This window comes from Sporosarcina sp. JAI121, from assembly GCF_013408665.1.
In the GTDB taxonomy this organism is placed as follows: Bacteria; Bacillota; Bacilli; order Bacillales_A; family Planococcaceae; genus Sporosarcina.
On the sequence record NZ_JACCCL010000001.1, the window covers coordinates 517178 to 538136 of the forward strand.

Sequence of the window (20959 nt, forward strand, 5' to 3'; positions counted from 1 at the left end):
ATGTTTGTACAATTTATACAATATAGAAAAACCAGCTTCCGAATCTGTTCGTGATTCATGGAAGCTGGTTTATTGTTTTTATGCTCTTTTTCTCAAAGCCTCGTGCCATAAATAAGTCAACTAGGAATTGGATGAGTAGATTCCGAAGTGGTTATCCGTTCAGTAGAAACACGGACTTTTTCCAGTTTGCGATGGTCGATTCCATAGCCGATCCCGAAGCCGCCGGGAACTGTGATGATGCCTGAATCCATGGTGATTTCGGGTGTGACCAGATCCTCTTTCCAATAGTGTGAAGAGGGAGCGGTGTCACCAGGCATGGTGAAGTTCGACAGCGTTGTCAGCTGGATGTTATGAGCGCGTCCGATGCCGGTTTCGAGCATGCCGCCGCACCATACGGGAATATTGTTTTCTTTGCATAGGTCGTGGATAAGCAGTGATTCCTGCAAGCCGCCGACGCGTCCAATTTTAATGTTGATGATACGGCAACTTCCGAGTTCAATCGCTTTCCGCGCATCTTCAAGCGAGTGGATGCTTTCATCCAGGCAAATCGGCGTCTCCAATGCTTTTTGGAGTGTGGCGTGATCAACAATATCGTCGTGTGCCAAAGGTTGTTCAATCATCATCAAGTTGTATTGATCGAGCTTTTTCAGATGGTCAAGGTCTTCCAGTGTGTAAGCGGAGTTCGCATCAGCCATCAACAGGATATCCGGATATTTGGAGCGTACAGCAGCGACATAGTCCAAATCTGCTTGCGGGCCGATTTTGATTTTAATTCGCTTAAAGCCTTCTTCGACGAATTGCCCTACTTGATCGACCAAGTCGCTTGGGCTGTCCTGAATCCCGATGCTTTTGCCGACCTCAATTTCGTGTTTCATTCCCCCGAGAATCTCTGCGACTGATTTTCCATTCTTCTTGGCGAATGCATCCCAAATCGCAGTTTCCAATGCGGCTTTTGCGATATTGTTCCTCCTGACGAACGTCAGCATGCCGTGAACTTCGGAAGGGTGGTCAATTTGCCTATGGATGACCCGTGGAATCAAGAAATCCTTCAATATATAGACCGTAGTAAATGTAGTTTCTTCATTATAATAGGGTTCGTTGCTCGTCACAGTCTCTCCCCAGCCGGAAACACCCGATTCATCGATAACTTCGACAAGGCAGACATCTTTTGCTTGCATCGTGCCGAAACTAGTCGTGAAAGGTGCAATCATGGATACATTGATATGGTGAAGAACAACCTCTTTTATCGTTATTGATTTCATCATAATTTCTCCCCTTTGCTATGTAGCCGTACAATTTCTATCAGTATCTCAATACCGTTGAAAAGCGATTTTTCATCTAAATTCAGTTCCTTTTCGACTTTACTAATCACCTCCTAAGACAATCATACGTGTTAATTGAATATTTTGAAATGGAAAAGTAGTTGTAATTGTAGGGGTGACAGTCACCCAGTCAATTCTAAAACAAACAAAACAAACATGAATGTTTGAATAATGTGTACAACTTAAGGCGATTTAACAATCTCTATACACTAGTTTAATACTACGTTAACAGTCCAGAGATAGAGTTAACCTGTACGATACTTCGAGGGAGGAATTTAATTGAAGAAAACATTGAAATCAAAGATGATGATCATTGCGATTGCTGGGAGTTTTACTGTAGGAAGTTTTGCGGGAATCACATCACTGCAATCTGCTGAAGCGAAAAATCCTCAATCGAATGAAAAAGTGGAGAACATCATTTTTATGATTCCAGACGGTTACTCCAGTTCGTATGCGACAAATTATCGATTGTTTAAAGGGGAAGAATCGGTAATGGATCCACATCTCGTTGGCATGCACCGAACCTATTCCGCAAACTCGGAAGTGACGGATTCTGCTGCGGCTGGAACTGCGATGGCCACTGGAACGAAAACGAACAATGGAATAATTAGCATGGATCCGGCTGGCAATAAACTCGAAACGATTTTACAAGCTGCTGAAAAGAGCGGAAAATCTTCGGGATTAGTCGCAACGTCAACGATTACCCATGCCACACCTGCAGTTTTCGGTTCACATGTTGAAACGCGCGCCAATGAAAAAGACATTGCACCAGAACTCCTTCAAAATGATGTTGACGTTATCCTAGGAGGCGGCAAAAAATATTTTAGTGATGATTTATTAAATAAAGCAAAACAAGATGGCTATGAAATTGTGTCTGAGGCGCAATCGTTAACTACTGTAAAGAAAGCGGACAAGTTGATTGGGCTTTTCGCTGAGGATAGCTTATCTCCTGAACTGGATCGTGAGGCGACTGACGAGCCAAGCTTGCAAGACATGACATCAGCTGCCATCGACGTTTTAAGTAACGATAAAGATGGATTCTTTTTAATGGTTGAAGGCAGTCAAATCGATTGGGCCGGTCATGCGAATGATGCTGCATGGGCGATGAAAGACACTGAAGCGTTTGAAAAAGCAGTAGAAGCTGCACTGGATTTTGCGAAAAAAGATAAGAAAACGTTAGTCGTCATCGCTGGTGACCATGACACTGGTGGAATGTCTGTCGGCGGTTACGGAGGATCAGGTGCCAATTTGGAAATCCTTAAAGATGTGACAGCGACAGGCGATTTCATGGCATCCCAATTAAATGAAGAACGCAGTAATATCCAAGAAGTCGTACTGAACTATACGGGCATTACATTATCGGAAACTGAAGGTAACCAAATCAAACAAGCGAGCAATCCAGCATTGCAGATTAACTCGATCATTTCCAAACATGCACTTGTCGGTTGGACGCACACGGGACACACTGGTACAGACATCCCTGTTTACGCTTACGGTCCACAAGCCCATAAATTCGCAGGACTTATCGAAAATACAGATTTCCCACAATTAATGGCTGAAGCAATGAAAATCCCATTTCAATAAACCTTACAGTTAGCTGCTTATAGTATGAAAAAAGGACCGTACCTCTATACAAAGAGGTGCGGTCGTTTTATTCGATCAAACTGAACGCTACCATACACCTTATCAGCTCTATTTGGTCGCATTCCTATTATAATTTCTATTCAAAACCTGAATTCACCTCAGCGAAAATCGGGCGGAACAATGTTTAAATCGATACCCCAGAAAATCGGCACCAAATAGTACGTAGCAAGTACAATTAGCACGAGCACGAATAGGTTAATGACGAACCCGACTCGAACCATTTCAAAAATCCGTAGCTTTCCTGTACCGAATATGATCGCATTCGGTGGTGTTCCAACTGGCAGCATAAATGCACAGTTTGCAGCCATAGCGGCGGGAACCATTAACGCGAAAGGATGAATATTCAATGACAGTGCCAGAGCCGCTAAAACAGGAAGGATCATTGTCGCTGTCGCTGTATTCGATGTAAACTCAGTCAGTACAAGAACGAGCAACGATGAAAGGGCGATAATTACAATGAGATTCAAGCCGTCGAAGAAGGTAAGCTGTGTTCCTATCCATTCGGAAAGGCCGGTTTGGCGAAAACCTGCTGCAATTGCAAGCCCCCCTCCAAATAGCAGAAGTACGCCCCATGGAATCTCTTTAGAATCTTTCCACTCAAGAATGCGTGTACCGAATTTTTTCGATGCGGGTATAGTAAAGAGGAGAGCCATCGCAATAATTGCGATCATTCCATCTTTTAACCCTGGTATAATATTTATCCAGATGAATTCACGGGTAATCCACATAAAGGCCGCGAAAGTAAAGACGGCACCGACAACTTTCTCTTCGAATGATGTCTTTCCAAGTGCCCTGCGTTCTTTCTGGATGACTTCTTTTCCTCCGGGTAACCCTTTGATTTTCATTTTAAACGCGAATCTACCTAGGTAGATCCATGTAAACAGTAAAAGGACGATGACAATTGGGACAGCAACCAACATCCACCCTGCAAAAGAAATTTCAACATCGAACAGCTGCTTAACTTGTGCGGCTAAAATGATATTGGGTGGTGTCCCGATAAGCGTTCCAAGTCCGCCGATTGTTCCGGCATATCCGATACCGAAGATGAGCGCCTTTTCGAATTTCGGCAAATCGTCTTCATCAGGTTTTCCTTTTAACGCAGATGCAACCTGCGCGGTGATTGCTAACCCCATTGGTACCATCATCATTACGGCTGCTGTATTGGACACCCACATCGAAAGAAATGCGGTAGCTGCCATGAAACCTAGCAAAATCCGTTGCGTACTCGTTCCGATGAATGAAATAATAGCTAAAGCCATCCGCTTATGTAAGTTCCATTTTTCCATAGCGGTTGCAATGAAAAAACCACCTAAAAATAAAAAGATAATATCATCGCCATATGAAGATGTAACCGTATCGGCATCTAAAGCCCCTGTTACTGGCAATAAAAATATGGGTAATAACGATGTGACTGGAATTGGAATCGCTTCTGATATCCACCAAGTTGCAATCCATAAGGTTACCGCAAGTACCGCTTTCGCTTCCGGACTCATTCCTGGTGGAGAAAATAAGAACATTGTCAAAACAAAAAGAAGTGGCCCAAGAATTAATCCAATCAACTGTGGTTTGGAGTAGGCTTTTCTATTCGTTGGATTGTCCGGTTTTTGTGGAGGTTGCGAATCATCTTTCACATCTACCCTTGTTTTAACATTTTTTGTTACTTGTTTACGATCTTTCGTATAAGCAAAGACATTCAACAAACTTTTCGTTTGTCTATGCGAGCGCCAAAGTCCTTGCCACACATTTGAAGCCATTTCTCTCATAATCATTCTCCTTCTGAAAACGCTTTCGCTTTGAAGTCTAACTATAAAATTTAGAACATTATAAATATAGATTCTGAAACTAATCAAATACTTTACAAACTAAAAAAAGCAACAGAAGTATTGCTTCCGTTGCTTTTTTTAGTTTGTGATAAATGAGTGGAGGATATCTGCTTTTTCTACATTTACTGTGTAACAATGCAAGGGACGTCCGGTTTCCTGATAGGCAACATCAACGAACAATAATTGTCTATCCACTAAATGGTTTAAATACTTTCTCACGGAGACGCTTGAAATCCCAGTTTCCTCCGCGATATTCGCTGAAGAAAATACCTTCTTGTCTCGCTTGAGAATTTGTTTTACGATTCGAGATAGGGTGACGACTGTCATGCCCTTTGGAAGGTCGAGCGTACGTAAGTTTGTCTTTGCTGATTTGTGAAGAAACGAATCAATCTCACCTTGGCTAACTGTCATGTTAGTCTTCATCAATTGAAAGTTTTGCTGAAATTGTAGCAGTGCGTCCTGAAACCGTTCAAAGCTGAACGGTTTGATTAAATAATCGACAGCTCCATAACGGAGTGCTGTTTGGACGGATTGCTTATCATTAGCTGCTGTTATGACGATCACATCAACGGAATTATCTACTTTTCTGAGTTCAACTAGCATGTCAAGTCCTGTAGCTTTCCCCATGTAAACATCGAGCAAAATAAGATCAACAGGATGATTGTTAAGGAAATCCCATCCCTCCTCAACATTACTGGCAAGCCCTGAAAGGGAAAACCCCGGAATGCTTTGCAGATAAATGGAATTGAATTTTGCCACCATCGGATCGTCTTCAATAATTAACACATCAATCATGATTCTTCACCTTCATATGGAATTTTGACATGAAATTGAGCTCCATCTCCTTTTATCGAGATAACATCTAATGTGCCTCCAAGTTCATCCAGTGCATTTTTAGTCAAATATAACCCATATCCACGATGCTCGCCTTTTGTTGATAATCCTTTTTTAAATAAAGCTTCATCATTTTCCACAATCAAACCGGAACCATTATCCAGTAGGCTGAAATGGAACTGTTTATCTATATAAGTAATTGTCATATGAATCCGTTTGTTCTCCTTAAGACTTACCGCTTCATACGCATTGTCGCATAAGTTACCCAGTATGGTGATGATTTTATCCATGCGCTCAATTTCTTTCAATATAGGAAGTGGTGTTTCACCTGACAATTCGACTTGAATACCGGACTTCTGGAATTCATGTAGCTTACTTATTAAGTAACCAGCAATGACAGGATCTTTTACAAGACGGAACACGGAACCTCCTTCATTTTGATAGGAATCAGAAAGATACGTCGTATACTCTTTAAGTTCTTCATAGGATTTTGTATGGATCATGGCCGTTATAACATGCAACTTGTTCATAAATTCATGCGTCTGTGCTCTCAACGTTTCGGCATAAGCCTTTGCACCTGAAAGTTGCTCAATAAGTGATGTAAGTTCTGATTTATCCCGAAATGTAGCCAGTGCACCTACAAGATGCTTATTTGAAATGACAGGCACTTTGTTGACGATGATGTCAATTCCGTTTAACTTTTGTTCTTGGTCGTACACCAGTCTTTCATTTAACAGCAGATCTTGTAGGAGGGAAGGTGGTAAATAAGATTGCACCTGTTGTCCGACGGGGTTTTCTAGTAAACCAGCCCTTCGAAAGAGATGAATTGCTGCCTGATTTGCCACGATGATTTCTTCTTTGTCATTAATGCCGATAACCCCTTCACGGACGGACTCAAGCATAGCCTCTCGTTCGCGAAGTAGATTTGCGATTTCTCTTGGCTCAAGTCCGAATAACGTTTGTTTAACTCGCCTCGCCAAAAAGAACGCTCCAATAATCCCAATCAGAAGCCCAGCACCAATTCCTATGTAGCTCGCTCGTACACTGTGCAAGACAGTCGATTGAATATTATCCAGCAAAATCCCAACAGATACAACACCGATTATCTGTTCACCATTCCGGATTGGTACAAACGCCCTCATGGATTCACCAAGCGTCCCTTTTGCCACAGAAGTGTAGCGTTCTCCGAGGAAAGCCCTGTCCTCATCGTTCCCAACGAAATATTGACCGATTCTCTCGGCGATTGGATGGGACTGGCGGATATGCTCTGAATTCATGACAACAATATATTCAACATTTGTATCATCCTGTATCGATTTTGTATAAGACTGAATTGCTTGCCCTGAACCAACGCCCGATAAACTATCAATCACAAGCTGGGAATGGCTAATTGTGCTCGCAATGTCCATGACTTTTTCTGCTTGGTAATTCCGGGCATTTTCCGTTGCTGTACTTCCTATTAAATAACCAGTTACCGATAGGGAGACAAGTACAACAGTACAAACCAAAAGGGTCAACCGGGTTTGAAGGCTGATTTTCTTTCTTTTAAACACGCTCATCTACTGCTCCTCTTCCACTCTAATAATCAACCTATAGGACAATCATAAGTGTTCATTGAACATTTTGAAATGAAAAAGAAATCTTCTCTATCAGTGGGGTGACCGTGAGTGCGGGTCGGTGGCGGTGACAGTCACCAAGACAATTCTGAAACAAACGGAACAAACGTGAATGTTTGAACAACGTGTACAACTTTGGGAAGCTGATTTCAGTCGCTTATGTAAAATCTGATTTGGACTCACAATATAGTAAACAGTCTATCGGGTGAGGGGCTGTTTATTAACGCTGAAATTGTCTGAAAAGACTAATACCACCTGGATATCTTAGCTGTGAGTTGTTATGATAGGAATAATAATCCATAATACGAGACTTCAAAGAATGGGGAGGTTATCAGATGAAGAATAAGTGGCTAGTGCGATGGTTTGGATGTTTTATCATTGCGGTAGTTGTTTTTAGTAGTGTACAGGCGGAAGCCTCATCTCAATCGTTTAAAGACGTACCGCACAATCATCCTTACAAGGAAATAATTCAGGATATGCAAGCAAGAGGGATGATAAATGGTTATCCCGATGGCACTTTTAAGCCAAACGAAAAAGTTTCACGCAAGCATGTGGCTCAGTTATTGGGCAAAGCTTTACAGTTGGCCGCGAAGTCGGAGACTGGTATTCGTTACAAGGATGTACCTAAGAATCACCCATACTATGATGCGATTTCAAATGTTACGCAGGCAGGGATCTTCAGCGGCGACGTCAATGGCAACTTCAATCCCGAAGCACCACTTACGCGGGTTCAAATGGCAAAAGTGCTGGATCTAGCGTTTGGATTAACTATTAAGTCCGTCGCATATTTCCCGGACGTTAGTGGAAATGATTGGGGATATTTGCATGTGAATGCTCTGTATTCAAACGGAATTACAACGGGAAATCAAGGTTATTTTAAACCGAATGAACCTGTGACACGTGCTCATTATGCAGTGTTTCTGCACCGTGCGTTGCATCTTCCAAAGGTTCCCGAACTTGATTCCACTAAACCGTTGACGAAAGCACAAATACTAAATTTACTATATAGATTGCCCCATACAGTCGAAGCTACTATTACCACTCATAAATACAAGGCATCTCAGTTCAGCAAGGTTCGCGCGGAACTTTTGGATAAAGTAACAGAGCCGTTCGTAGATGATGAATTAAAAAATTACTATGCTGATATGTGCTTATATTGTGATATGAGTCTTTTTCCCCTCCTATTGGGAGAAACGGATTATCGCTTTGAAATACTTGAAAACACACCGAGCTTAATTCGTATCCGTACGGTTTCCTTTGACATTCCACTTCAAGATGCTGCATTTTTGGAATATGCGTTCGAAAAGCAATCGGGCAAGTGGAAGCTGTCAGGATATGACTGGAAACCTATCGGGGCTGGAAGCTTTGACCTTACAAAAGAGGAAGCCCTCCAAATCGTGAAAAACGACTACGAGCGCTATGAATCGTCTTCCGTGCGTGTAACATTCCTCGACTCCAAATATGAGTATCAACACGATTGGTACACGAAACAAGATTATCGTCGCCTCGTGTACAGAATGCATGTAGATACCGGGAAAGATAAATTTAATATCCTTTTCTATCCACATAGCGGATTTTTTGATCAAGAATAAACCCAAAACACCGAAGGCCCATTCGACTAGACATTGATGGGTTTTCGGTGTTTTTTTAGTGTCGGAATATGACTTAGAATTGACTTGGTGACAGTCACCCAGTCAATTCTAAAACAAACAAAACAAACGTGATTGTTTGTTCAATAGACACAATAATAAAAGATGATTGAGGCCGGTACCTGTCACCACTACAATTTAGACACTATTTTAAGTCTGAGGACCAGGTTCTCATTGAATTTTTAACCAACCCGACTGAAAACGTAACCAACAGTAAAAAGTCAAATTATGTGCCATAAAGTTATAACTAATTACTCGGACATTACTATCTTGTTGTAGACATTTCTTCTTGAAATTCATCTGCAATTTTTCACCTTGCATAGGCTCGAAAGAATCCGCAGGAACTGTTGGTGCTAAGGAGCCTGGTAAGATTCAAAAGACAACTATATCACCTAAGGTTAATGCTGGTAAGGGGACTGGCAATACTAGGGCAAAAGTTGAAACAGTTAAAACTAGTGAAGCTATGCAATTTATTTTAAAAGAGAATGGTTATACTGCTGTTGGATTTTTAGAATTATTACATCCCGATCGGTTATTAAAAGATAAAGAAGTAAAAAAAGTAAATACGATAAGAAATCAAATAGGTATTCCACCAAAAGGTACTGTGATGGCGCATTCGGAAAAATTAAAAAGTTTAGAGGAGAATTATGAAGGTACTCGTTTAGATTACAATAATACAACCTTTAAAATAACTAATGGTGATGATGGTATATCAGAATCTGTTGGAAGTCCAGATAGATATTATTGAACAATTGAATATAATTTAGCAGAACCCAACCAATTATCAATACCAAGATGGGATCCTAACCCTGATTCATATCCATATACTGGACGAGGATTTACGGGTAGTAAAGAGATTGTTTTACCTGAATATTATAAAGAAGCAAGAAAGTTTGTTGAAGGCGATATGATGTATATTAGAGACAGTAAAGTAGGAGAACCAGTATTCAACTTTATTTTTGATGGTGATACAAAATCTTGGGTTGAATTTAATTAAGGTGGGATTAGTGTGGGGAAATATGCCAAATATAATAATAAAAATTATCCAGTAAATATTCGAAATGATAAATATAGATTAAGGAGCAAAGATCATGAAAATGGATTTAATGAATTAGTCGATCTAGGTGGAAATATCCATCATGATATCTTTATAAAAGAAGTAACCCTGGATGAGATAGAATTTCTATTTGAGTTGAACTATAAAATAATATATAAAGGCAAAGAATATGAACCTTTTTCGATAGGAGAACTAGTAATCGATGATGGAAAAATTTCTTTGTTTAGTAGTGATTATGAAAGTGAAGGGTTCGAAAAACAAGAACAATTTGTATTTAAGAAAGAAGTTAGTATTGAGGAGATTGATGCAATAGTTGAGATTATGGAGCCAATAACGGGAGGCAATGAATTACCAGAAAAAAGAAAAATAATACCAAGCATTCAGGTTAAAGAGTATTTAAAAAGTTTGAATTGAATGTTAGCGAAGGTGGATGTAAACAATACTATGTATCTGTCCGTAACAACTATCATTTCAAAAGCCTTTTTTCGGTTTGTCAAGTACCTGAAGAGTTGGAAAAATGTTTACTTTTTACGTAAATGTCGGGGTACGGGTTGTGGGCCGGTTAAAATAATTAGTGCTCCGCGAGAAATAAGATTTGAGTCTAGTTGAAGAACGAGGGAAATACCCTAAGGAGTTCATTCTCTGTAGGGTGTTTCTTTTTATTTTAGAGAGGGGCATTAACAGCGTTACAATAAATTTATCTTCATTTTACCAATCCTAGATCATTACCATAAATAATTATTGAGAGAGTAGTGAGTCTATATGAATGTTAGTTATAAAGATAGAAGTTTAACAATTGATGGAAGTAGTATCGAATTTTCACATGAAATAGGACAAATAGGGATAGTTGAGAACAAAATAATTGTGTTACTGTCAATTCTTCAAACTGAAAATACGTTAGATAACATTTATGCAGTGTCAGATACGGCAGAGGTTCTTTGGAGAGTAGAAAGTTTAGTAGTAGATTATCTAAGATTACCTTATGAGCAAATGGTGATTCATGAAGATGGAATTAGAGCAACCGACTTTTACGGACGTCGTGTTTTTATCTCGGAAAATACAGGGCAAATAATGAAAAAAGATATAGTTAAGTAAAAGTAAGCTACTCACATAGCGGATTATTTGATCAAGAATAAACCAAAACACCGGAAGCCCATTCGACTAGACATCGATGGATTTTCGGTGTTTTTTTGGTGTCGGAATATGACTCGGAATTGACTTGGTGACAGTCACCAAGTCAATTCTAAAACAAACAAAACAAACGTGATTGTTTGCCCAATAGGTACAATATGATAACGGTACCTGTCACCACTACAATTTAAGCGCGGAACGGGTCATCGCTTAATCCTGCTTCAAGGACTAATTTTGCATATTCCTGTGCAGCGAATAGGGAGTGATCTCTATAATTTCCACATTCGAGTGCGGAAACGGCAGGAATATGTTCAGTTGTTACAACTTTCTCTAGCACAGTCGTTAATGCAGTGGCAACTTCACTTGGTTCATGTTCATCCCAAATGATCATGTAAAATCCTGTTCTGCATCCCATTGGTGAAATATCGACAATCCCCTTCAATTCATCCCGTAAATATGTCGCAAGCAAATGCTCTAGCGTATGAACGGCTCCAGTCGGCATTGCATCCTGATTAGGTTGCAAAAATCGCAAGTCATATTTCTGTAGAGTGCTGCCTTTCTCGTGTTGTTCCGTGCCAGCCAAGCGTACATAAGGCGCTTTTACTATCGTATGATTTAATAGAAAACTCTCAACTACTGCCATTTCCATCATCCTTTCAGGTTTGTTATCTAAGCTATCACAAGTCATCTAGCAAAGTAAACACCTTTATACTATAATTCAGAAAAAACGAATAATGGTGTTGACAGGGTCAAGAAAGCAAGGTACGATACACTTTAAGAATTCTTATAGAAATACTAGGTATTGAAGAAGTGGAATTTATTTCGATAGAAAATTTTTATAGTTTCTATGCGAGGAGGTAAAACGCACGTGTATTATATGGATGTAACAGGGAAAGTTGCAATCGTAACCGGAGGGGCGCATGGAATCGGAAAAGCGATTGTCGATGCACTTTTAGATTGTGGTGCATTGGTTGCTGTTGTTGACAGGAAATTTGAAACGTTACAGACAACTGATCGTTTACTATACATTCAAACAGACGTCGCCAAAAGTGACCAAGTCGAGGAAATGGTACAAACCGTGACTGAACACTTTGGACGGATCGATATTTTAGTGAATAACGCAGGAATATCTTCAATGGATTATGTGGTTGATAGCAAAGAAGAAGATTGGGATAAGGTGATGGATGTTAATGCCAAGGGGGTCTATTTATGCAGTAAATTTGTCTCCCGTTATTTACAAGCACAGGGCGAAGGCGGGAAAATCATCAATATTTCCTCACAAGCTGGAAAAAATGGTTATCGTTTGATGGGAAGCTATGTCGCCTCCAAGCATGCAGTTTTAGGATTCACGAAAGTGTTGGCATTGGAACTGGCAAAGGATCAGATCAATGTCAACGCAGTTTGCCCAGGAATTGTCGAGACGGATATGAAAAGGAATGAACGGGTTATAGGTGGTGCATTAAGAGGACTGGATGCGGAGGCGATTAAAGAGGAAGATTTCTCACAGGTTCCATTAGGCAGAACTGCTGCACCGCAGGATATTGCGAATGTTGTTGTCTTTTTGGCGTCAAAGTACTCCGATTATATGACGGGGCAAGGTCTTAACGTGACAGGTGGAATGACAATGAATTGAAAATAACTAGGGAAATCAAGTACAAGGTGTAATTTTTATAAACTACGAGGAGGGGTATTAATGTCAACTAGTGAAGTGAAAAAGGGAAACATTTTTGCACTCTTTCCATTACTTGTTTTTGTATTGCTTTTTATCGGCACAGGTATTTTGACGAAAGATTTTTCGAATATGCCGTTAAATGTAGCCATACTAATCGCTTCTGCCATCGCTTTGCTAATGAATCGAAAAGAAAAATTCTCGAGTAAAGTGGAAACGTTCACGAAAGGTGCAGGCCATCCGAACATTATTTTAATGGCAGTCATCTTTATTTTAGCGGGGGCTTTTGCGGGAGTTGCCAGGGGGATGGGAGCGGTTGAATCTACGGTCAACTTTGGCTTGTCTGTATTACCGGCGAATTTATTGATGGTTGGGCTTTTCATTATCGGCTGCTTCATTTCTATTTCGATGGGAACGTCAATGGGTACGGTTGTTGCATTGGCACCGATTGGAATTGGAATCGCTAGTCAGACTGATATCCCGCTCGCATTGGCGATGGCGACTGTGATTGGCGGTGCGATGTTTGGTGATAACTTATCGATGATTTCAGATACGACGATTGCGGCAGTTAGGACCCAGAATACAAAAATGAAGGACAAATTTAAAGTGAATTTTTTAATCGTTTTACCTGGTGCAATCCTTACAGCGATTATACTTGGCGTCATCACACGTGGGAATGTCGCAACTCTCGGTGGGGAATATCAGTATGATCTATTGAAAATACTACCTTATATCGCTGTTTTGGTGGCGGCGTTATTGGGTGCACATGTGTTAATCGTCTTGCTCGGTGGAACGATTTTTGCTGGAATTATCGGTTTGATTGATGGGACGTATAGTTTTAGTGGCTTTTTGCAAACAGTTGCCGATGGGATTATAAGTATGGAGGATTTAGCGCTCATTGCAATCTTAATCGGCGGTGTCGTTGGAATTATCAAGCATAACGGCGGTATTGATTACTTGTTATATTTCATCACCAGTAAAATTAAAACGAAAAAAGGGGCGGAATTCGGCATTGCGGGTTTAGTCAGTATGGCTGATATCGCTACCGCGAATAATACGATTTCAATTGTAATCACAGGCCCATTGGCAAAAAGTATCGCTGATGAATATGACATTGATCCGCGGAAATCGGCTAGCTTACTCGATACGTTTTCAAGTTGCTGGCAGGGGATTTTGCCATATGGTGGTCAAATGCTTGCTGCCGCTGGGTTAGCTGCTATTTCACCAGTCAGTATTATTCCCTACTCATTTTATCCAGTTCTGATGGGGATTTGCGGAATCATTGCTATCTTTATCGGTTACCCGAAATTCCGTCCGTCGGAAAAGGCAGTAAAACCGGTTGTGATTTCACCTATCGGGGAATAACGAATCACTGACACTATGCGAGGGATAGACTCCAGTTGTATAGTAGGGAAATGAAAACCAGACATTCGCGCGGATGTCTGGTTTTTTGGGGACTTAATTGTAGTGGTGACAGTCACCAAGGATATTCTAAAACAAATAAAACAAACATGAATACTTGCCCAATGTATACAACTTCGAAAAAAGCCATGCTTATTCTTCACCAACCCCTGCCACGTGGATTGGTACAGGCTCCGTTCACTGAATAGAAAAGCCTTCCTACTGATTTAGTTTGGAGGCTTTTTCTGTTCCTCATTCATAAAACTGCAGAATTGTGTCTGAATTGTATAGGTGTGAAGCATCCAGCATAACAAGCATCCAGCATAAACAAGCACCCAGCATAAAACCGGTACCCAGAAGGCAACAACAACCATCCACCCCAAGTACTCGGCAAGCTTCTTTGCACCCAACCCATACATCCTTCAGGTATTTAAACCTAGTTATTTCCCTAAAAATATATTGCATTAATTCTAAAAACTGTTTATAGTGATTTAGATAACGAACATGTCGTTAAGTATGCGTTAAATGGGAAACAGGAGAAATGAATTTTTTCATAGGGGAGGATTTTATATGGTTTCTGCGAAGCAAAGAAACTTAATTTTGTTTTTACTCTTTCTTGGTTGGGCTATTGGTAACTTCGATCGTTATTTTATCAATTATGCAATCTTATCGATTACCGAAGATTTACAATTGAGTCCTACTTCCACTGGGCTCATTCTTAGTAGTTTTTTTGCAGGCTATGCGCTTATGCAAATTCCTGGCGGTTGGCTGGCTGATAAATTCGGTTCCAGAAAAGTCCTAATCATTTCCGTCTTGATGTGGTCAATCTTTACAGCTTTGACGGGTGCGGTTTGGTCACTGGCTTCGATGATTGCTATTCGATTTATGTTTGGGATTGGTGAAGGTGGATTCCAGCCTTCAAGCTCAAAATTGATTACGCAAACGACTCCGAGTTCTAAAAGAGCTTGGGCGATGTCGGTCATGCTCTCATCCGGAGGGATTGTGGCGTTATTGGTACCGTTACTTTCCGCTTATATGCTTACGTCTATCGGCTGGCGGGTGTCATTTGTGCTGCTTGGTGCTATAGGACTTGTCATTACGATACTTTATTGGTATTTCATTAAAATACCTGTGAATAGCGATTACGTGGAAATGGAGCAGGAAGGAACGAAGCAGCAAGGAATATTTATGCAGATTCTAAAAACGCCGCTGATGTTAAATTTGTTTATTGCGTATTACAGTATTTACGCTATCAACTGGGGCTTAGCAACATGGCTACCCACTTATCTCGTCAATGTACGCGGTCTTGATTTGATTTCACTTGGATGGATGCAAACGATTCCTGGATTAGCAACTGTTTTAGCAATCTTTTTTGCAGGATATGTAATTGACAGGTTGCCGCAGGGCCGGGAGAAAGTGGTAGGTGGAATTGCTTGTATCTTTATCGGCATTCTACTATATCTCATGTTCAACTCTCCGAGCGTAATGCTGTTCATCACCTATCAAACCATTGTCATTGTCTTTATTTCATTCGTGATGCTTCTCTTGCCAGCTGTTATTTTGAAAAGGTTCCCATCTTCTATAACTGGTACAAGTATGGGGATTGCGAATACAGGCGGTCAGTTAGCCGGATTTATTACACCGCTTGCAATTGGGTTTATTGTTCAGACATTTAACGGCTCGTATAATGCTGCTTTTTGGATGCTAATCATTTTTGCTATCATTTGTATGATTTCACTTTTGACGCTGAATTTCCGAAAGGGAGAAATTTTTCAGACCCAGTCGTAATATAAGAACTGATGAAAAGGAGAGAGTAGATATGCAATTTCAGCAAGCGCTTTCAACTATAATCGAACAAAAGAAGGGTAAATTCATTGCGTTAAGTGATAACATCTGGAATGTTCCAGAATTACATTTTCAGGAATATAAATCCTCTGACTATTTGTGTGAAGCTTTGGAGGAGGAAGGATTTCAAGTTGAAAGAAATGTTGCAGGACTGAAAACGGCTTTTGTTGGAAGTTACGGAACTGGTAAGCCTGTCGTTGCAATCTTAGGCGAATTTGACGCACTGGCTGGTTTAAGTCAGAAGAAAGGGCTTACGCACAATGATCCGGTGGTTGAAGGAGGAAGTGGGCATGGTTGCGGGCATAATTTGTTGGGAACAGGTTCATTTGCCGCAGCCGTTGCCATAAAGGATTACATGGCGCTTACCAAACTGGAAGGAACTGTCCGCTTCTATGGCTGCCCCGCTGAAGAAAGTGGTTCGGGTAAAGCATTTATGACAAGAGCTGGTCTGTTTGACGATGTAGACGTTGCTCTATCGTGGCATCCAGGGGACAAGCCGGGTCTGATGAATTTCGGTTCGCTTGCAAATTATTCAGCGCGATTCCAGTTTAAAGGAAAGAGTGCCCATGCTTCGGCGGCACCTCATTTGGGCAGAAGTGCCTTGGATGCGGTGGAATTAATGAATGTCGGGGTCAATTATTTAAGGGAGCATATGATTCCGGATGCAAGAGTGCATTATGCCGTATCGGACACAGGCGGAGTTTCTCCGAATGTAGTTCAGGCCAATGCTGAAGTCATTTATTTGATACGAGCGCCTGAGAAAGAGCAAGTGAAGGATCTTTATAGCAGGGTTTATGATATTGCAAAAGGGGCGGCATTGATGACGGGGACAACATTTGAAGTTGAGTTTGAAGGGACCGCTTCTAACTTGATTCCTAATACTGTTCTTGCCGATGTGATGTACGAAAATTTAACGGAAGTGGATCTTCCCCTTTATGACGATGTCGATCAAGCGTTTGCGAAAGAAATACGGAGCACCCTTTCGCAGGAGGATATTAAGAGTGCCTATGAGGGATTAGATAAGAAAACTGTGAAAAAGTTACAGGAAAGAGATATTGCAGATTTAGTTCCACCTCATCGCGATACCTCGGAGTTAATCCTCCCGGGCTCTACGGATGTAGGCGATGTCAGTTGGGTAGTCCCGACAATGCAGTGTACAACAACTTGTTTTGCAATCGGAACTCCGCTTCATACGTGGCAAGTCGTTTCCCAGGGAGCCATGCCGATCGCGCATAAGGGGATGTTGCATGCGGGAAAAGTACTCGCCTCCACTGCAATCGAAGTGATGGAAAAACCGGATCTTATTAAGCGGGCGAAAGCTGAGTTGTTAGAACGCTTGGACGGTGAACAGTACACTTCGTTAATCCCAGATTCCGTAATTTGATTACAGGTAAATCAAATGTGAGACTGATTAACTTCAGTCTCTTTTTTTGAATTAAACGAACGCAAGTTGTAAACCCACTGAATTTAAAAAGGCCTATCGGTAAAATTCGCTAACAAACATTTTTAGAAATGAGGAATTCTTAATGTATAAAATTGCGGTTGTCGGTCCACGTCAATCGGTGAATCGAATTCTAACAGTAGCCAAGGAGATTGAACAGGATTTGGAGTTCGTTCCTTATAGTTATGAAAAAACAAATGAAGTGAAAGACTTTGTTTTGAACCCGAAGACAGCGGTTGATTTTTGGCTTTTCTCAGGGTATATCCCATATAAAATCGCGAAAAATGCTGCAGGTCCGAATGAAACCTTTGTGTATATCGATTCAAGTGAATTAAGTATTTATAAAGGAATCGTGGACCTTTCGAATTCCAGCAACAAACTGCTGAAGCGGATGAGCGTGGATATGATTGAGGCGTTTTGCCCAGAAGAGTTGTCCCAGTTAGAAAAGTCATTGGAAAAATTTTATATAAAAAAATTCGATGTCGAGATTGAAGCGGAAGAATTATTTAATTTTCATTATAAATTATGGACTGAGAATAAAATAGAAGCGGCCTTAACTTGTTATCCAACTGTTTATGAAGACTTACTTGAAGCCGGTATTCCGGCAGTTTGGTTGTCTCCTAACCGAAATGAAATCTATCAGACCATTCGGATGTTTTTCGAGAAGATTAAAACATCCTATTACAAGGATACGCAAATCAGTGTAGAAATGATTGAAATTGTGGACTATGACGCGATTAAAGAAAAAATGAAAGAAAGCTATCAATTGGAGTATTTGGAGCTAGATGTAAAGAAAACGCTTATCCAGCTTTGCGAACGATTGGATGGCTCTCTTTTTGAACAAGGGAATGGACGTTATGCAATATTTAGTACAAGAGGTGCAGTTGAAAGGGAAATTGGGACATTGAAAGAAATGGTCAATTACCTTTCACTCGAAGCGGATTCAAGAATTTCAGTCGGCATCGGTTTTGGTCAGACGGTCTTCACGGCAGAGGCGAATGCATATCGTGCAATTAGGGAATCAAAGGAGAAAGGGAATCAAGATATAATTATTTTCCAGGAAGATGGGACCATGATAGATGCGGCAGGGGAGGAAGAGCAACTCACCTATTCCTATCGAACGGATGATAAAGAATTCTTGGAGAAATTAAAAGAAGGTAAGATTGGTGTCAAAACGTATAGACGGATTGAATCCTTAATCCGAAAAATGGAATGGGCGGATTTCACAACGAAAGATTTAGCCATTCATTTAAAAATGAGCGAACGCAACGCCCAGCGAATTGTATCCGACCTATGTAAAGTGAATCTAACAGAATGCGTTGGGGAGGAATCACATTATTCAAGAGGAAGACCCGTGAAAGTATACCAACTGAAATAAGGTTGGGGGTGCTTTGTAGAAGACTTGGTATTGTTGTGGCGGTGCCAGTGAGTTGTAGGGGTGACAGTCACCAAGTCAATTCTGAAACAAACAAAACAAACGTGAAAGTTTGAACAATACACGCAACGTTGGAAAAACAATATGCAATTGTAGTGGTGACAGTCACCACTACAATTCATCCCGACAATCACCGCAAAGTGAAAAACGCGTATCTCCTTATCAAGGGAGATACGCGTTTTTAGTTACTTACCGAGTTGCCATACAGGTATCTGAAAGATGGGTAGACTGCATTATTGCTCATTAACAATTGCAGCCACTGTCGATTCCACTTCGGCACGTGACATTTTTTCATTGCCACTTTGTAATGTGTTCAGCGTTCTTTTTGCTAGGGCAAGGGGGATTTTACAGAACAACAGAATATTTTTAGTAGCAATCGATTCTATATACTCATCCGCTTTATTCAGATTCGCCGCTGCATATGCGAACATATCATTCCGGTCCCAACCATCGGGAAGGAAGCGGACACCGCGATCGGCATCTTCATCCTGATTACGCAGCATATTGACTGCTTGCAAGCCTCGTCCGTAGCCGATCGCCAAGTCACGATCCGTTGTTGTTCCGTCATACGCCTGCCATATATCGGATAGCATGACGCCAACTAAACCCGCTACGTAATATGTATAGTCGTCTAAATCTTCTCTCGTTTTTACTACCCAGTCCTTTTCGACCCAACGAGCCATACCGTCCGCCATAATACTTGTCGACTCTTTAACCTTATCGATAATACCTTCGGGGCACACGGAAAGCCAATCGCCAAGCCTTAACGTCACTTCCGGTAAAAGGTTTTCATAAGGTTTGAGCAGCTGTCGATAGGCGGCATCGTCAAACTCCGTCTGCAAAAGCTTGCTGGTCGAACGCAACAGGTGCTGCTTGGTTTCAGATTGCAATTTTTCATGATCTTCAATTTCATCGATCGCGCGCATACATAAATAGGCGGAGCCCACCGTCTTCCTTAACGTTGGATTGAGCATTTTGATTGGAATGTAAAAGGTTCTACTAGTCAGTTTTAGTACATGCATGGCTTCTTTTTGTAATTTAGTGTCAGTACTCAATGAGATCTTCCCCCTTCACCATGAGATAGTCAAAATAAATACGTGATTATGCACAACACAATCCCGCTTTGTTAGATTAGTTTTTATACATAACTCTTCTATTATACTTTAACTAACGGATAAAAGTCCTGTTACAGAAATAGCTGGAATACATACCCGTGACCTTAACGGGCTTGGTTTCGGTGTTTTAGACTGTATAGTCTGATTATAGTTAATTTCGATGCGGAGTTCAAATTTCTTCGAAATAATTTGTCTTTTATATAGGGCTTCTAGTTATTATAACTTAGTAAAGCATATGACGTAGAAATTCATACCATATATAAATATGAGAAATTACTTCCAAAAGTGGAAAGTATGATAATCTATAATTGTTGATTTTAATTTTCAGAGGATTGGGGAGTTTTTTATGGATAAAAAATTAGGGCCAAGCATTAAAGATTTAAGATTAATGAAAAGAATGACATTAAATGAGGTTTCTAAAAAAAGTGGATTATCAATAAGTTTTTTATCCCAGGTGGAAAGATCGAAAAGTTCCGTTACTTTAACATCGTTAAAAAAGATCTCTGAAGCGCTAGAAGTAAACGTTAGTCACTTTTTTAATTTACAAGACGCAGAGAGTGCCAGTATCACTAGAAGAGTGGAACGTGAAGAACAAAATTATCATGATGTGAATTTTAGTTACTCCAATTTGTCCGGCAACTTTCAAAATCCGGTATTCGAACCAATTATAGCTACATTATTACCAGGCGAACAGCAAAAAAAACCCTATTCTCATAAGGGCCAAGAATTCCTATATGTATTAGAAGGTGTTTTAACCGTTATTTTAGATAGTGAAGAACACTTCCTATACCCTGGCGATAGTCTGCATATTGAATCTTCCACGCCTCACACTTGGTTTAATGATTCGAATAACTCGGTAAAATTGTTAATTGTGATAGCGCCCGTGAATAAGGTAAGGTAAAAGGTTTCTATTAAATAAAGAGAAAAAGTATTCACAATATTAGAATTCGGATGTTAAAAAACTAATTGACAATGAC

The 20959-nt window shown here is 40.5% G+C and carries 17 protein-coding genes; 11 read left to right on the plus strand and 6 right to left on the minus strand.

Annotated features, from left to right (window positions below; genetic code table 11):
* Nucleotides 1–116 precede the first annotated feature (116 nt).
* On the minus strand, nt 117–1262 hold the full coding sequence (gene menC, locus HDC33_RS02480) for an o-succinylbenzoate synthase (protein WP_179392592.1): 1146 nt from the start codon (nt 1260–1262) through the stop codon (nt 117–119).
* A gap of 339 nt (nt 1263–1601) precedes the next feature.
* Between menC and HDC33_RS02485 the strand changes: the two genes are divergently transcribed.
* Nucleotides 1602–2906, plus strand: a complete 1305-nt coding sequence (locus tag HDC33_RS02485; protein WP_370457396.1) for an alkaline phosphatase — start codon at nt 1602–1604, stop codon at nt 2904–2906.
* 158 nt (nt 2907–3064) lie between these two features.
* Here the strand turns inward: HDC33_RS02485 and HDC33_RS02490 are convergent, their stop codons facing one another.
* The 3 genes from HDC33_RS02490 to dcuS all read right to left on the minus strand — a co-directional run bounded on the left by HDC33_RS02490 (nt 3065) and on the right by dcuS (nt 7182).
* The gene (locus HDC33_RS02490; protein WP_179390946.1) at nt 3065–4729 is read right to left on the minus strand and encodes an SLC13 family permease; all 1665 of its coding nucleotides are present in this window, start codon (nt 4727–4729) and stop codon (nt 3065–3067) included.
* 138 nt (nt 4730–4867) lie between these two features.
* The gene (locus HDC33_RS02495; protein WP_179390947.1) at nt 4868–5584 is read right to left on the minus strand and encodes a response regulator; all 717 of its coding nucleotides are present in this window, start codon (nt 5582–5584) and stop codon (nt 4868–4870) included.
* The gene (dcuS, locus tag HDC33_RS02500; RefSeq protein WP_179390948.1) at nt 5581–7182 is read right to left on the minus strand and encodes a DcuS/MalK family sensor histidine kinase; all 1602 of its coding nucleotides are present in this window, start codon (nt 7180–7182) and stop codon (nt 5581–5583) included. Before dcuS ends, HDC33_RS02495 begins: the two co-directional genes overlap by 4 nt.
* A 392-nt stretch (nt 7183–7574) precedes the next feature.
* Between dcuS and HDC33_RS02505 the strand changes: the two genes are divergently transcribed.
* From HDC33_RS02505 to HDC33_RS02520, 4 genes are all read left to right on the plus strand, one after another.
* On the plus strand, nt 7575–8831 hold the full coding sequence (locus HDC33_RS02505; protein ID WP_179390949.1) for an S-layer homology domain-containing protein: 1257 nt from the start codon (nt 7575–7577) through the stop codon (nt 8829–8831).
* Between the two features lie 346 nt (nt 8832–9177).
* Nucleotides 9178–9636: a hypothetical protein gene (locus HDC33_RS02510; protein WP_179390950.1), complete on the plus strand. Its 459-nt coding sequence runs from the start codon at nt 9178–9180 to the stop codon at nt 9634–9636.
* A gap of 261 nt (nt 9637–9897) precedes the next feature.
* Nucleotides 9898–10359 carry a hypothetical protein gene (locus HDC33_RS02515; RefSeq protein ID WP_179390951.1) on the plus strand — a complete coding sequence of 154 codons (462 nt, stop codon included), beginning with the start codon at nt 9898–9900 and terminating at the stop codon, nt 10357–10359.
* A 348-nt stretch (nt 10360–10707) separates the two neighbouring features.
* Nucleotides 10708–11040, plus strand: a complete 333-nt coding sequence (locus tag HDC33_RS02520) for a DUF7957 family protein (protein WP_179390952.1) — start codon at nt 10708–10710, stop codon at nt 11038–11040.
* A 223-nt stretch (nt 11041–11263) separates the two neighbouring features.
* Here HDC33_RS02520 and HDC33_RS02525 read toward each other — a convergent pair whose 3' ends face one another.
* On the minus strand, nt 11264–11719 hold the full coding sequence (locus HDC33_RS02525) for an S-ribosylhomocysteine lyase (protein WP_179390953.1): 456 nt from the start codon (nt 11717–11719) through the stop codon (nt 11264–11266).
* A gap of 234 nt (nt 11720–11953) precedes the next feature.
* Here HDC33_RS02525 and HDC33_RS02530 point away from each other — a divergent pair, with 234 nt between their 5' ends.
* From HDC33_RS02530 to HDC33_RS02550, 5 genes are all read left to right on the plus strand, one after another.
* Nucleotides 11954–12709 carry an SDR family NAD(P)-dependent oxidoreductase gene (locus HDC33_RS02530; RefSeq protein ID WP_218843216.1) on the plus strand — a complete coding sequence of 252 codons (756 nt, stop codon included), beginning with the start codon at nt 11954–11956 and terminating at the stop codon, nt 12707–12709.
* A gap of 60 nt (nt 12710–12769) precedes the next feature.
* Entirely contained in the window at nt 12770–14110 is a 1341-nt protein-coding gene (locus HDC33_RS02535) for a Na+/H+ antiporter NhaC family protein (RefSeq protein WP_179390955.1), read from the plus strand.
* A 606-nt stretch (nt 14111–14716) separates the two neighbouring features.
* The gene (locus HDC33_RS02540) at nt 14717–15934 is read left to right on the plus strand and encodes an MFS transporter (protein ID WP_179390956.1); all 1218 of its coding nucleotides are present in this window, start codon (nt 14717–14719) and stop codon (nt 15932–15934) included.
* Nucleotides 15935–15965: 31 nt separating this feature from the next.
* The gene (locus HDC33_RS02545) at nt 15966–17375 is read left to right on the plus strand and encodes a M20 family metallopeptidase (protein ID WP_179390957.1); all 1410 of its coding nucleotides are present in this window, start codon (nt 15966–15968) and stop codon (nt 17373–17375) included.
* Between the two features lie 142 nt (nt 17376–17517).
* Nucleotides 17518–18810: a hypothetical protein gene (locus HDC33_RS02550; RefSeq protein WP_179390958.1), complete on the plus strand. Its 1293-nt coding sequence runs from the start codon at nt 17518–17520 to the stop codon at nt 18808–18810.
* A gap of 290 nt (nt 18811–19100) precedes the next feature.
* Here the strand turns inward: HDC33_RS02550 and HDC33_RS02555 are convergent, their stop codons facing one another.
* Nucleotides 19101–19922, minus strand: a complete 822-nt coding sequence (locus HDC33_RS02555) for a squalene/phytoene synthase family protein (protein WP_255457281.1) — start codon at nt 19920–19922, stop codon at nt 19101–19103.
* 406 nt (nt 19923–20328) lie between these two features.
* Between HDC33_RS02555 and HDC33_RS02560 the strand changes: the two genes are divergently transcribed.
* A complete protein-coding gene (locus tag HDC33_RS02560; protein WP_179390959.1) occupies nt 20329–20883 on the plus strand; it encodes a helix-turn-helix domain-containing protein in 555 nt (184 codons plus the stop codon).
* Nucleotides 20884–20959: the final 76 nt, after the last annotated feature.